This window comes from Paraburkholderia sp. BR14312 (assembly GCF_040948675.1).
In the GTDB taxonomy this organism is placed as follows: domain Bacteria; phylum Pseudomonadota; class Gammaproteobacteria; order Burkholderiales; family Burkholderiaceae; genus Paraburkholderia; species Paraburkholderia nodosa_A.
The window spans coordinates 232,979-246,551 of sequence record NZ_JBFPKI010000004.1 but is presented as its reverse complement, the minus strand read 5'-3'; the positions used below and the strand labels follow the sequence as shown (position 1 = coordinate 246,551).

The 13,573-nt window shown below is 66.0% G+C and carries 13 protein-coding genes; 5 read left to right on the top strand and 8 right to left on the bottom strand.

All coding sequences use genetic code 11. The features are described from left to right. Position 1 precedes the first annotated feature (1 nt). Complete coding sequence (gene lolD / locus AB3X98_RS13205) at positions 2 to 733, bottom strand: lipoprotein-releasing ABC transporter ATP-binding protein LolD (RefSeq protein WP_069265534.1); 732 nt, start codon at positions 731 to 733, stop codon at positions 2 to 4. Further along, positions 726 to 1,979, bottom strand: a complete 1,254-nt coding sequence (locus AB3X98_RS13200; RefSeq protein WP_069265533.1) for a lipoprotein-releasing ABC transporter permease subunit — start codon at positions 1,977 to 1,979, stop codon at positions 726 to 728. The genes lolD and AB3X98_RS13200 overlap by 8 nt, the downstream gene beginning before the upstream one ends. Before the next feature lie 319 nt (positions 1,980 to 2,298). On the opposite strand from AB3X98_RS13200, the gene AB3X98_RS13195 reads away from it, so the two are divergent. The 5 genes from AB3X98_RS13195 to AB3X98_RS13175 all read left to right on the top strand — a co-directional run bounded on the left by AB3X98_RS13195 (position 2,299) and on the right by AB3X98_RS13175 (position 9,181). Next, positions 2,299 to 3,426, top strand: coding sequence for a regulator (locus tag AB3X98_RS13195; RefSeq protein ID WP_368610261.1), 1,128 nt, complete (start codon positions 2,299 to 2,301; stop codon positions 3,424 to 3,426). A 33-nt stretch (positions 3,427 to 3,459) separates the two neighbouring features. Further along, positions 3,460 to 5,166, top strand: coding sequence for a single-stranded-DNA-specific exonuclease RecJ (gene recJ / locus AB3X98_RS13190; RefSeq protein ID WP_368605020.1), 1,707 nt, complete (start codon positions 3,460 to 3,462; stop codon positions 5,164 to 5,166). A 118-nt stretch (positions 5,167 to 5,284) separates the two neighbouring features. Then, a protein-coding gene (prfB, locus tag AB3X98_RS13185; RefSeq protein WP_342945887.1) for a peptide chain release factor 2 occupies positions 5,285 to 6,389 on the top strand; the annotation gives its coding sequence in 2 pieces (ribosomal slippage) (positions 5,285 to 5,365 and positions 5,367 to 6,389; 1,104 coding nt in all). Between the two features lie 211 nt (positions 6,390 to 6,600). Next, complete coding sequence (gene lysS / locus AB3X98_RS13180) at positions 6,601 to 8,136, top strand: lysine--tRNA ligase (RefSeq protein ID WP_069265728.1); 1,536 nt, start codon at positions 6,601 to 6,603, stop codon at positions 8,134 to 8,136. A gap of 304 nt (positions 8,137 to 8,440) precedes the next feature. Continuing rightward, complete coding sequence (locus tag AB3X98_RS13175) at positions 8,441 to 9,181, top strand: glycine zipper 2TM domain-containing protein (protein WP_368605019.1); 741 nt, start codon at positions 8,441 to 8,443, stop codon at positions 9,179 to 9,181. 90 nt (positions 9,182 to 9,271) lie between these two features. Here the strand turns inward: AB3X98_RS13175 and iscX are convergent, their stop codons facing one another. From iscX to iscU, 6 genes are all read right to left on the bottom strand, one after another. After that, positions 9,272 to 9,469 (bottom strand): Fe-S cluster assembly protein IscX, encoded by a 198-nt coding sequence (gene iscX, locus AB3X98_RS13170; RefSeq protein ID WP_028204168.1) that lies wholly within the window; start codon positions 9,467 to 9,469, stop codon positions 9,272 to 9,274. Positions 9,470 to 9,499: 30 nt separating this feature from the next. Further along, positions 9,500 to 9,841: an ISC system 2Fe-2S type ferredoxin gene (gene fdx, locus AB3X98_RS13165; protein ID WP_069265529.1), complete on the bottom strand. Its 342-nt coding sequence runs from the start codon at positions 9,839 to 9,841 to the stop codon at positions 9,500 to 9,502. A 184-nt stretch (positions 9,842 to 10,025) separates the two neighbouring features. Continuing rightward, positions 10,026 to 11,897 (bottom strand): Fe-S protein assembly chaperone HscA, encoded by a 1,872-nt coding sequence (gene hscA / locus AB3X98_RS13160; protein ID WP_368605018.1) that lies wholly within the window; start codon positions 11,895 to 11,897, stop codon positions 10,026 to 10,028. A gap of 64 nt (positions 11,898 to 11,961) precedes the next feature. Then, positions 11,962 to 12,510: a Fe-S protein assembly co-chaperone HscB gene (gene hscB, locus AB3X98_RS13155; protein WP_342945891.1), complete on the bottom strand. Its 549-nt coding sequence runs from the start codon at positions 12,508 to 12,510 to the stop codon at positions 11,962 to 11,964. A gap of 105 nt (positions 12,511 to 12,615) precedes the next feature. Beyond that, positions 12,616 to 12,939: an iron-sulfur cluster assembly protein IscA gene (gene iscA, locus AB3X98_RS13150; protein ID WP_028210067.1), complete on the bottom strand. Its 324-nt coding sequence runs from the start codon at positions 12,937 to 12,939 to the stop codon at positions 12,616 to 12,618. A 150-nt stretch (positions 12,940 to 13,089) separates the two neighbouring features. Then, on the bottom strand, positions 13,090 to 13,494 hold the full coding sequence (iscU, locus tag AB3X98_RS13145) for a Fe-S cluster assembly scaffold IscU (protein WP_028216879.1): 405 nt from the start codon (positions 13,492 to 13,494) through the stop codon (positions 13,090 to 13,092). Positions 13,495 to 13,573: the final 79 nt, after the last annotated feature.

Sequence of the window (13,573 nt, the reverse complement as noted above, 5' to 3'; positions counted from 1 at the left end):
CTCAGACCGGTACGACCGGTTCCTCGTGCAACATGCCGTCGCGCAGGCGCACGATGCGGTCGCAGCGCGCCGCCAGATCGGGATCATGTGTGACGATCACGAAGCTCGTATCGAACTGGTCGGAGAGTTCGAGCATCAGGTTGAAGACGTTATCCGCTGTCGCGCCGTCGAGGTTGCCCGTGGGCTCGTCGGCGAGCACGCATGCGGGCTTCGTCACGAGCGCACGCGCAATGGCCACGCGCTGGCGCTCGCCGCCCGACAGCTCGCCCGGCCGGTTGCGCGCGCGATGCGAGAGGCCCACGCGATCGAGGATCTGCATCGCCTCGGCACGCGCGTCTTCCTGCGTCATGCGGCGAATACGCAACGGCATCGCCACGTTGTCGAGCGCCGAAAACTCCGGCAGCAGATGGTGGAACTGATAGACGAAGCCCAGCGCCCGATTGCGCAGTTCGTTGCGCTCGCGCTCTGACAGCTCGGTGAACGGCTTGCCGAGCACCGAGACCTTGCCCGCGCCCGGCTCGTCGAGTCCGCCGAGCACGTGCAGCAGCGTGCTCTTGCCCGAGCCCGACGCGCCCACCACAGCGAGCTTCTCGCCGCGCTTCACTTTCAGATCGGTGTCGTGCAGCACCTGCACTGCAAGCTGGCCCTGGCCAAACACCTTCGAGACGCCGTGCGCTTCGAGCACGTACGGATAATCGCCAGCCGCGGCGATCAGCGATTGACGGTCATTCATAGCGCAGCGCCTCCGCGGGACGAACCTTGGCCGCGCGCCAGCTCGGATAGAGCGTGGCGAGCGCGGACAGCACGAAGGCGATCACGCCGATGCGGATCACGTCGGAAGCCACGAGTTCGGAAGGCAGCTCGCTGATGAAATAAACCGAAGGCGGCAGGAATTGAATGCCGAGCAGATGCTCGATCGCCGGCACGCTCCATGGAATGCTCCACGCGATCAGGCAGCCGAGCGCAATGCCGATGGCCGTGCCCACGAAGCCGATCGTCACGCCCTGCACGACGAAGATCTTCATGATCGAGCCCGGCTGCGCGCCGAGGGTGCGCAGGATCGCGATATCGGCCTGCTTGTTGGTGACGGTCATGACGAGAGACGAAACGAGGTTGAACGCCGCGACCGCGATGATGAGCGTGAGAATGATGAACATCATGCGTTTTTCGATCTGCACGGCCGAGAACCAGGTCTTGTTCTGCTGCGTCCAGTCGCGGATATAGAGGTCGCCCGAGAGCGTATGCACGAGCTGGCGCGCCACCGCCGGCGCGCGCTGCATGTCCTTCAAGCGCAGGCGCACGCCGCTTGGCGCGCCTAAGCGATAAAGCACTTCGGCGTCGCGGATGTTGGTGAGTGCGAGCGTGCTGTCGTACTCGTAATGGCCCGACTCGAATACGCCCATCACCGTGAACTGCTTCAAGCGCGGCAGCATGCCGGCCGGCGTGATCGAACCCTCGGGCGCGACCAGCGTGACCTTGTCGCCCACCGTCACGCCCAGGTTCACAGCGAGATCGGCGCCGAGCACGATGCCGAAGCTGCCGGGCGTAAGGTCGTTCAGGCTGCCCGCCTTCATTTCCCGGCCGATGTCCGAAACCTGCGGCTCCTCGGAAGGTTCGATGCCGCGCAGCGCAACGCCGTTCACGCTGTCGCCGCGCGTGAGCAGCGCCTGGGCGTCCACGTAAGGCGCCGCGCCAATGACTTCAGGATTGGTCTTCGCTTCTTTCGCGGTGAGCTGCCAGTCGGGCATCGTGCCCGTCGGCGAAAAAATCTCGATGTGCGCAAGCACGGAAAGCATGCGGTCGCGCACGTCGCGCTGGAAGCCGTTCATCACCGAAAGCACGACGATCAGTGCCGCGACGCCGAGCGCGATGCCCGACATCGATATGAGCGCGATGAACGAGATGAACCCGTTGCCGGTCGTGCGTTTGCCGGCGCGGGTGTAGCGCCAGCCTATCTGCCATTCGTAGGGAAGTTTCAAGCGAATCCTTTTGCGTCTTCGTTGCGCTCCGGCGCCGTATCGACCCTGGGGCCAGTGCGCCGGACGGCCGGAGAATATCGTGCCGGGTCGGGCGGCGATCAACCGCGAAGTTTGCCACACTGGCGGCGGGTCACGGATATTCGACGGAGTTCCCCGTGAACTTTCCCGCGTGAGAACCGCAGCCCCCGTGAGGCGTTTGCCCGCCCTCTGCTTCGAGCCGCAATTCGCCCACAAGTGCCGCAGCACCAGCATAACGGGTCGAGGCGATGCCGTTGCGGCACGCCCGAGGGCCGCCCGGCGCACGTAGCGCCGAAGTACAATGCGCACCATCATGCCCGCCGACCGACTCCATTTCCTCGTCCCCTTTGCCTTGCCGTCCGCCGCGGCCGCCTCCACCGCGCTCGCGGGCCTCGAATACCCGGCGCTCGCGAAACTGGTTGCGCGCGCGACACTCGGCGAGCAGGTGATCGGCGAGGACTTCCAGCGTACGCTGCCGCACGAGCGCTGGGTCGCGCGCCAGTTCGGCGCGCTCGGTCCGGCGAGCGCGAACCGCGCAAACTCCGCGCCGGCCGCCGACGACGAAGCGCCGCTTGCGCCTTACATGCTGCTCGCCGATGGCGGCACGCCCGGCGACGCCACCTGGGCGTGCGTGCAGCCCGTGCACGTGCGCATCGCGCACGATCATCTGGTGCTGATCGACCCCGCCTCGCTCGAACTCGCCGACGCCGACGCCGCCACGCTCTACACTGTCGCCCGCCCGCTGATCGAAGAACTGGGCGTGCGCATCGAGGCGCCGACGCCGCAGCGCTGGTATCTCTCGTCGGAAGCGTTCGGCACGCTCGCGGGCGCGTCGCCCTTGCGCGCGAGCGGCCGCAACATCGAGATCTGGCTGCCGCACGAGGCCCATTCGGGCCAGCGTTCGCGCGCCTGGATGAAGGTGCAGAACGAAGTGCAGATGGCATGGTTCGAGCATCCCGTGAACGAGGCCCGCGAAGCGCGCGGTCTGCCCGCTGTCAATTCGATCTGGTTCCACGCCCAGGGCGCACTGCGCACCGTCACGAGCCCCTATGCGCGCGTGCGCTCCGATGCGGCCGCCACGCGCGGTCTGGCGCTCGCCGCGAAGGCGCAAGTCGATGCCGCGCCCGCGAACTTTGCCGCGCTCGCAGCCGCGCTCAACAACGGTTCGGGCACGGGAGCGACGCTCGTCGAGCTCGATCCGTTCTCGGCGGCCTTCATCCAGCAGGACTGGGGCCGCTGGAACGCCGCGTTCGCTCAACTTGAGCGCGACTGGTTCGCGCCGGCGCTCACGGCGCTGCAAACGGGCGCGCTCGCCGCGCTCGATCTCACGCTATGCGGCGACACGGGCTCGGTCACGCTGTCCATCACGCGCGGCGATTTGCGCAAGTTCTGGCGACGCCGCCTGTTCGCGTCGCTCTTTATCGAATGATTCCCGAATGACTTCTTTTTTCCGCGCTCACGCATGACCCGAATCGTCACCCGCGCCTGCTCGCCCGCCGACACCGAAGCGCTCGTGCGCCACGGCCTGCATCCGGTGCTCGCGCGCCTCTATGCCTCGCGCGGCGTTTGCCAGCCCGACGAGATCGAAACCGGCCTCGCGCGCCTCATCCCGCCCACCGGCATGAAGGGCCTCGACGAGGCCGCCGAACTGCTCGCCGACGCGCTCGAAGCCGAGTGCCGCATGCTCGTGGTCGCCGACTACGACTGTGACGGCGCGACGGCCTGCGCCGTGGCCGTGCGCGGCCTGCGCATGTTCGGCGCGCAGATCGACTATCTGGTGCCGAACCGCTTCGAGTATGGCTACGGCCTCACGCCCGAGATCGTCGCACTCGCCGCGCAACGCAAGGGCGGTCCACCCGACGTCCTGATCACGGTGGACAACGGCATCGCCAGCGTGGAAGGCGTCGAAGCCGCGAACGAACTCGGCATCGAGGTGCTCGTCACCGACCACCACTTGCCCGGCGACACGCTCCCCGACGCGCGCGCCATCGTCAACCCGAACCAGCCGGGCTGCGAGTTTCCGAGCAAGTGCATCGCGGGCGTGGGCGTGATGTTCTACACGCTGCTCGCGCTGCGTGCGGAGCTGCGCAGGCGCGGCGCGTTCAGCGACGGCAAGCCCGAGCCGCGTCTCGACGGCCTGCTCGATCTCGTCGCGCTCGGCACCGTCGCCGACGTCGTGAAGCTCGACTGCAACAACCGCGTGCTCGTCGCGCAAGGCTTGCAGCGCGTGCGCAACGGCCGCATGCAGCCGGGCATCGCCGCGCTCTTTCGCGCGGCGGGCCGCGACGCGAAAACCGCGTCGGGCTTCGACTTCGGCTTCGCGCTCGGCCCCCGCCTGAACGCGGCCGGCCGGCTCTCGGACATGTCGCTCGGCATCGAGTGCCTGACCACCGACGACGTGGGCCGCGCCTGGGAGCTTGCGCAGCAGCTCGACGGCATGAACCGCGAACGCCGCGAGATCGAAGCCGGCATGCAGCAGCAGGCGCTCGCCGATCTCGCCGACGTCGAACCGCAAGGCAAGGCCACGCTCACGCTGTTCAACGAAAGCTGGCACCAGGGTGTGATCGGCATCGTCGCGGGACGGCTCAAGGAGCGCTTTCACCGCCCCTCGTTCACCTTCGCGCCTGCCGACGACGACGGCGAGCTCGTGAAGGGCTCGGGCCGTTCGATCCCCGGTTTCCATCTGCGCGACGCGGTCGATCTGATCAGCAAGCGCGAGCCCGGTCTGATCCAGAAGTTCGGCGGCCACGCGATGGCCGCGGGCATGACGATCGCCGCTGCCGACGTGCCGCGCTTTGCCGCCGCCTTCGAGCGCGTGGGCCGCGAGTGGCTCACCGAAGAGGCGCTCGCGCGCACCGTCGAAACCGACGGCGATCTCGAAGACGCCTACTTCACGCCCGATTTCGTCGAGATGCTCGATGCCGCCGTGTGGGGCCAGGGCTTCCCGGCGCCCGTGTTTTCGGGGGAATTCGAGGTGGCCTCGCAGGCGCTCGTGAAGGACAAGCACCTCAAACTGCAACTGCTGCGCGGGCGCCAGCGCTTTAACGCGATCTGGTTCAACCACACCGAATCGCTGCCGCAGCACACCACGGTCGCCTACCGGCTCGTGCGCGACACCTGGAATGGCGTGTCGCGCGTGCAGCTCGTGGTGGAGCACGCTGCGCTCTGAGCCCACGCTGAACTGCACTTGCGCTGAATAGCGCGGGCCGCCCGAAGCGCCCGCGCCGCCCTTGATCCGGGTCCAATCGGCTATAATTCAATGTTTTACACGCCGGATCACGATACAAATGGAAGCGGAACGTCTCAACGCGATCGAAGCCCTTTTGGCGGACCTGCGCACGCGCGCGGGCGAGCTACGGGGGTATCTTTGACTACGACGTAAAAGCCCGACGGCTCGTCGAAGTCAACAGCGAACTCGAAGACCCCAACGTCTGGAACGACTCCAAACACGCCCAGGGTCTCGGCAAGGAAAAGAAGCTGCTCGAGGGCGTGGTGCACGTGCTCGACGGCATCGAGAACGACACGCGCGACACGCAGGATCTCTTCGAGATGGCCCGCGAAGAAGGCGATGAAGACACGCTCGTCGCCATCGAAACCGACGCTCACGCGATCGAAGCGCGCGTAGCCGACGTCGAGTTCCGCCGCATGTTCGCGAATCCAGCCGATCCGAACAACGCGTTCATCGACATCCAGGCCGGCGCCGGCGGCACCGAGGCCTGCGACTGGGCGTCCATGCTGCTGCGCCAGTACGTGCGCTACTGCGAACGCAAGGGCTTCAAGACCGAAGTGCTCGAAGAGTCCGAAGGCGACGTGGCCGGTATCAAGAGCGCGACGATCAAGGTCGAAGGCGAATACGCCTACGGCTTCCTGCGGACCGAAACCGGCATTCACCGCCTCGTGCGCAAGTCGCCGTTCGACTCGTCGGGCGGGCGTCATACGTCGTTCTCGTCGGTGTTCGTGTATCCGGAGATCGACGACTCGTTCGAGATCGAAGTCAATCCGGCCGATCTGCGCATCGACACGTACCGCGCTTCGGGCGCGGGCGGTCAGCACATCAACAAGACCGACTCCGCCGTGCGTATCACGCACGTTCCGTCGGGCATCGTCGTGCAGTGCCAGAACGACCGCTCGCAGCACCGCAACCGCGCCGAAGCCATGGCCATGCTGAAGTCGCGCCTGTACGAAGCCGAGATGCGCAAGCGCCAGTCGGAACAGGACAAGCTCGAAGCGGGCAAGTCGGACGTGGGCTGGGGCCACCAGATCCGCTCCTACGTGCTCGACAACAGCCGCATCAAGGATCTGCGCACCAACGTCGAAATCAGCAACACCAAGGCCGTGCTCGACGGCGATCTCGACGCCTTCATCAGCGCGAGCCTGAAACAGGGCGTGTAAGCTTGCCGCACGCTACGGGCGCAGCAGTTCACCGCATGCCGCCCTCTCCTGCTGCGCCGCCCGCTTCGAGCGCGAGGCGTGCGACGCGCAGCAGGAACCGAAGTCCGCTTATCTGCGTGCGATGCGCGCCGTGTCCCGCGAAGGACCATGCCGGGGCCGCAGCCCCGAAAACTCGCCGAAACACCTGCGAATCAAAGAACTCCGAGCCATCATGACCGAACCGACCCAGCAGAACGCGCCCAGCGCCGCGCCCGAACTCGACGACAACCAGATCATCGCCGAGCGCCGCGAGAAACTGCGCGCGCTGCGCGAGGCAGGCGTCGCCTATCCGAACGACTTCCGCCCGACCCATCACGCCGCCGACCTGGCGCGCGATTACGCCGACACCGACAAGGACGCGCTCGAGGCCAATCCGCTCGAAGTGGCGATCGCCGGCCGCATGATGCTCAAGCGCGTGATGGGCAAGGCGAGCTTTGCCACGGTGCGCGACGGCTCGGGCCAGATCCAGTTCTTCATCACGCCCGCCGACGTGGGCGAGGCCACCTACGACGCGTTCAAGAAGTGGGACCTCGGTGACATCGTCGCGGCAAAGGGCGTGCTGTTCCGCACCAACAAGGGCGAGCTTTCGGTGCGCTGCACGGAATTGCGTCTGCTCTCGAAGGCGCTGCGCCCGCTGCCCGACAAGTTCCACGGCCTCGCCGACCAGGAAATGCGCTATCGCCAGCGCTATGTCGACCTGATCGTCACGCCGGAAGCGCGTCAGACCTTCCAGGCGCGCACCAAGGCGATTTCCTCGGTGCGCCGCTTCATGGCCGACTCGGGCTTCATGGAAGTCGAAACGCCGATGCTGCACCCGATCCCGGGCGGCGCGGCCGCCAAGCCGTTCGTCACGCACCACAACGCGCTCGACATGCAGATGTTCATGCGCATCGCGCCCGAGCTGTATCTGAAGCGCCTGATCGTGGGCGGCTTCGAACGCGTGTTCGAGATCAACCGGAACTTCCGTAACGAAGGCGTTTCGCCGCGTCACAATCCGGAATTCACGATGATGGAGTTCTACGCCGCGTACACCGACTACGCATGGCTCATGGACTTCACCGAGCAGCTGATCCGCCAGGCCGCCATCGACGCGAGCGGCACCGCCGTGCTGACGTATCAGGGTCGTGAACTCGACCTCTCGAAGCCGTTCCATCGCTTGACGATCGTGCAGGCGATCCAGAAGTACGCGCCGCAATACACGAACGAGCAACTTGCCGACGCCGTCTTCCTGCGCACGGAACTCAAGAAGTTCGGCGTGGACGCGAACCAGCCGGCCTTCCTGAACGCAGGCGTGGGCTCGCTGCAACTGGCGCTCTTCGAAGAGACGGCCGAGTCGCAGCTGTGGGAACCGACCTACATCATCGACTACCCCGTCGAAGTCTCGCCGCTCGCGCGCGCCTCGGACACGCTGCCGGGCATCACCGAGCGCTTCGAACTGTTCATCACGGGCCGCGAGATCGCCAACGGCTTCTCGGAGCTGAACGATCCGGAAGACCAGGCCGCGCGCTTCAAGAAGCAGGTCGAGCAAAAGGACGCCGGCGACGAAGAAGCGATGTTCTATGACGCCGATTACATCCGCGCGCTCGAATACGGCATGCCTCCGACGGGCGGCTGCGGCATCGGCATCGACCGTCTGATCATGCTGCTCACGGACAGCGCAAGCATCCGCGACGTGATCCTCTTCCCGCACCTGCGCCGCGAAGACTAAGCAGACCCTCGCCTGACATGACGGGGCGCATGCGGTTGACACCGTATGCGCCCCGTTTCTTTCGGGCCTTTCAGCGCATGCGTTTGTAACCATCGGTAAAATCTGCCGGCGAGCGCAGCGGCCCGGACGGGTACGACGATTGCACCCTCGTGGAAAACCGCGCTGCGCAACGCTGCCCGACGCCCACGCCCTCGGCGTCGGCCCGGACCCATCGCGAGGGTTACAAAATGAAACGCTCACAGACCTGGATTGGCTCAAACTGGTTCTTACAAGAGAGCCAACTCTGCCAAAGACGGAGCCTGTCATGAACACAACCGATCCGACCACACCGAAACGCCGCCTCCATCCGCTGATCGCAACCGCGGCGGCAGCCGTCATCGTCGCGAGCCTTGCGGCCACAGCGGCCATCACCGGCGTTTTCCCGAAAGCTTCCAGCACCGCCGAACAGAGCGGCCAGGTTCAGACGGGTCAGACGGCCATGACGGCTTCACAGCCGCAGGTGGTCGACTCGACGAAGCCGGTGCAGGCCTCGCAATATGCGCAGAACGGGCAGAATGCGCCCGCCGAGCCGCAAGAGGCGCCGGCACAGCCTGAACAGCAGGCGGCCGTGCCCGTCGCCCCGGCGCAGCAGCAGTATGGTCAGCAGCCTGCCCAGCCGGCGCAACCTGTGCAGCAGCAATACGCCCAGGAAGCGCCGCCGGCCCACCCCGCTTGTTCGACGTGTGGCACGGTCGTCGCGATTTCCGAGGTCAAGCATGAAGGCCACGGCACCGGTATCGGCGCAGTCGGCGGCGCGGTGGCCGGTGGCGTGGTCGGCAACCAGTTTGGCTCGGGTAACGGCCGCACGGCCATGACGCTGCTCGGTGCACTGGGTGGCGGCTTCGCCGGCAACTCGGTCGAAAAACACCTGCGCAGCACGACCAGTTATTCGGTGCGCGTGCGCATGGAGAACGGCAAGATGCGCTACTTCACGTATCACGAAGCGCCGCCGTTCCAGCAAGGCGAGCGCGTGCGTGTGGAGAACGGCACGCTGGTCGCGGGATGATTACACTCACGCTGGCCGCGCAATAAAAAAGGCGATTTGCCGCACTGGCAAATCGCCTTTTTCTCGTCTGCCTGCCGGGCGTACCGGGAATCAGTAGTCCGCGTCTTCGATCCACGCGGCCTGGATCGCTTCGAGAATCTTCTCGTTCGAGCGCTCGGGGTCGTCGTCGAAACCGTCGAGCTGGGTGATCCAGCGGTGCAGATCGGTGAAGCGCACGTACTGCGGATCCACTTCGGGATGGGTGTCCGTCAAGGCCATCGCGATGTCCTGCGTATCGGTCCATTTCATGGCTGCGCGCTCCTCCTGGTGTTCAGTGGCTCAGTGGTTTTCTTTCGCGTGGTTGATCGAGTAACGCGGAATCTCGACCACCAGGTCGTCGTTCTCCGGCACGATGGCCTGACACGACAGCCGCGACGTCGGCTCGAGGCCCCACGCCTTGTCGAGGAGATCGTCTTCGTCTTCCTCGGAAGGCACGAGCGCATCGAAACCTTCGCGCACGATCACGTGGCAGGTCGTGCAGGCGCACGACTTTTCGCATGCGTGCTCGATTTCGATACCGTGTTCGAGCAGCGCGTCGCACACGCTCTCACCCGGTTTGGCGTCGATGACCGCGCCTTCAGGGCACAGTTCGACATGGGGCAGCACCACGATTTGAGGCATTGTGATTTCCGTATCCAATAACTTTCATATCGGGCGCATGCCCCGCCTCCGACGGCGGCATGTGCCCATTCTACTGTCGGTGCGCACTCTGCCACATCGGGAAAGCACGCACGCGTGCGCCGTTTGCTAACGACGCATTCGCCTTTAAGCTGTTGAGGCTGTAGGCCCGCTCTTAACCGCGCACTTAGCCGATCTCGTCGAGCTTCTTGCCCGCCAGCGCGCGCTTGATGCCCTTGTCCATCCGGCGCGCGGCAAACTCGTCGGTGCCTTCGGACAGCGCCTTGGTGGCGGCTTCGATCGCGCCCGCGTCCTCGCCCTGCGCGACTTGTGCGAGCGCGGCGATCAGCGCATCGACTTGCGCGCGCTCGGCTTCGTCGAGCAGTTCGCCGTCAGCGCCCAAAGCGGCGTTCGTCGCTTCGATGATGCGTTGCGCCTCGACCTGCGCCTCGCGCAGCGCGCGGGCGCGCATGTCGACTTCGGCGGTCTTGAAGCTGTCTTCGAGCATGCGGGCCACGTCGTCGTCGGCAAGGCCGTACGACGGCTTCACCACCACCGATGCTTCCACGCCCGAGAGCTGCTCACGCGCGAACACGGACAAGAGACCGTCCGCATCCACCTGGTAAGTCACGCGAATGCGCGCCGCGCCCGCCGCCATCGGCGGAATGCCGCGCAGCTCGAAACGGGCGAGCGAGCGGCAGTCGGCGACGAGCTCGCGCTCGCCCTGCACGACGTGAATCGCCATGGCCGTCTGGCCGTCCTTGAAGGTCGTGAAGTCCTGCGCACGCGCGACCGGAATGGTCGAATTGCGCGGGATGATCTTCTCGACGAGGCCACCCATCGTCTCCACGCCGAGCGACAGCGGAATGACGTCGAGCAGCAGCCAGTCGTCTTCGCCGCCGCGGTTGCCCGCCAGCAGGTCGGCCTGGATCGCAGCGCCCAGCGCGACGACCTGATCGGGGTCCAGATTCGTGAGCGGCGCCTGGCCGAAGTGCTGCTCCACGGCGCGGCGAATCACGGGCATGCGCGTCGCGCCGCCGACCAGCACCACGCCCTTCACGTCCTTCGCGGCCACCTTCGCGTCGCGCAGCGCCTTCTTCGTCGGCGTGAGCGTGCGCTGCACGAGCGCTTGTGTGAGCGCTTCGAAGCGCGGCTCGTCGATCGTCAGCGCGATCTGCCGGCCGCTCGACAGGGTCGCCTCTATGCGCGCGTCGGGCGCGGACGAGAGCGCTTCCTTCGCATCGCGCACGCGGTCGAGCAACAGGCGCACGTCTTCGGGCGCGAGCGCCGCGCGCTCGATGCCGGACTGCTCCAGCGCCCAGGCAAAGAGCGCATGGTCGAAATCGTCGCCGCCGAGCGCCGAATCGCCGCCGGCCGCCAGCACTTCGAACACGCCCTTCGTGAGCTTGAGGATCGACAGGTCGAAGGTGCCGCCGCCGAGGTCGTAGACCGCGTAGAGGCCTTCGGCGCCGTTGTCGAGCCCGTACGCGATCGCCGCCGCGGTCGGCTCGTTGAGCAGACGCAGCACGTTCAGGCCGGCGAGACGCGCGGCGTCCTTGGTCGCCTGGCGCTGCGCTTCGTCGAAATACGCCGGCACCGTGATGACGGCGCCGACGAGTTCGTCGCCGAGCGTGTCTTCGGCGCGCTGGCGCAGCGTCGCGAGAATTTCCGCCGAGACTTCGACGGGGCTCTTCACGCCGTCGATCGTCTGGATTTGCACCATGCCCGGCGCGTCGACGAAGTCGTACGGCGCGTTGGCCGCGCCTTCGACCTCGGACTTGCCGCGGCCCATGAAGCGCTTGACCGACACGATCGTGTTACGCGGGTCGGTCGCGGCTTGCGCCTTCGCCGTGCGGCCGATGCGGCGGCCGCCGTTCACGAGATAGCGCACGACCGAGGGCAGCAGCACGTGCCCGTCTTCGTCGGGCAGCACGTCGGGCACGCCGCTGCGCACCGCGGCGACCAGCGAGTTCGTCGTGCCGAGGTCGATGCCGACGGCGAGTCGCCGCTGATGCGGCGCCGGCGCCATGCCGGGTTCGGAGATTTGCAGTAAGGCCATCTGTGTGATCTGCTTTTTAACCTGATGGGCGCCAGGCGCCCGATATGCGTTTGCGCGCCCGGTTTCAGCCTTCGAGCCGCTCGATCTGCGAGTCGATTTCGCCCGCCACGCGCTCGATGAACATGAGCTGGCGCACCGCCTCGGCTGCGGGCTGATTCGAGCCGCTGTCGAGCAGCGCCGCGAGCTTCGTGAAGCGCACGCGTTCGTCGTCGCGCAGCTCGCCCGCGAGTGCATCGAGCGCATCGATGTTCTTCGCGCCGACCGCGTCTTCGATCGCCTCGCGCCACTCCATCTGCTGCATGAGGAACGCAGGCTCCATCGCTGTGTTGTTCTCCGCGCCAACGTCGATGCCGCGCAGATGCAGCAGATACTTCGCGCGCTTGAGCGGATCGCGCAGCGTCTGATACGCCTCGTTCGTACGCGTGGCCCATTGCATGGCGATGCGCTTTTGCGCTTCGCCGGCCGCGGCGAAGCGGTCGGGATGCACCTGCGCCTGCACCGTGCGGTAGGCATGGTCGAGCGCGTTCGCATCGATCGCGAACTGCTCGGGCAGGCCGAACAGCACGAAGTGGCTGTCGGAGAGCGACCGGGAAGGCGTGGAAGGCGTGTTCATCGGCTGGAACGTTCTTGTGGAGCTGTGAAGGGCTGAGAGGGCCAACCAGCGGCCGTCAAAATCAAAAAGGCGGCACAGGCCGCCTTTTCACCGCTCGACGCGGGCTCAAACGCGGAAGGACTCGCCGCAGCCGCACTCGTCCTTCACGTTCGGGTTGTTGAACCGGAAGCCCTCGTTCAGGCCTTCACGCACGAAGTCGAGCTGCGTGCCGTCGATATAGGCGAGACTCTTCGGGTCGACGATGACCTTCACGCCGTGGCTCTCGAAGACGTTGTCCTCGGGCGCGAGTTCGTCGACGTACTCGAGCTTGTACGCGAGGCCCGAGCAGCCCGTGGTGCGCACGCCAAGACGCAGGCCCACGCCCTTGCCGCGACGGGTCAGGTACTTTTGCACGTGCTGTGCCGCTTTTTCAGTCAACGTAATTGCCATAGCATCTTCGCCGCGCCTCGCGCCGCCAGTTGGGCTCTCGCCTTCCCTCGCGTCGCGACGCAACCCTGCTGCATCCAGAATCGTTAGTCCAGAGCACCGAACTTTCCGGTCCGGCGCCGTCCTGCATCTACTACGCCGCAGCGCTGCGCTTTACGCCGCGTCGGCCTTCGCTTCGGTCGTGTGACGCTGGCGATAGTCGGCAACCGCTGCCTTGATCGCGTCTTCCGCGAGAATCGAGCAGTGGATCTTCACCGGCGGCAGCGCCAGTTCTTCGGCGATCTGCGTGTTCTTGATGTCGAGCGCCTGGTCGAGCGTCTTGCCCTTCACCCACTCGGTCACGAGCGAACTCGACGCGATCGCCGAGCCGCAGCCGTAGGTCTTGAACTTCGCGTCTTCGATCACGCCGTCCGCGCCCACGCGGATCTGCAGCTTCATCACGTCGCCGCACGCCGGCGCGCCGACCATACCGGTGCCCACTGCGTCGTCGTCCTTGGCGAACGAGCCGACGTTACGCGGGTTTTCGTAGTGGTCCAGAACCTTGTCGCTATATGCCATGATCACACTCCTTCAATTCGTGTTTGCCGCGCTGCACGCAGTTGACTGATAGTTGACTGCTCTTGCGCTGCGGACGGGT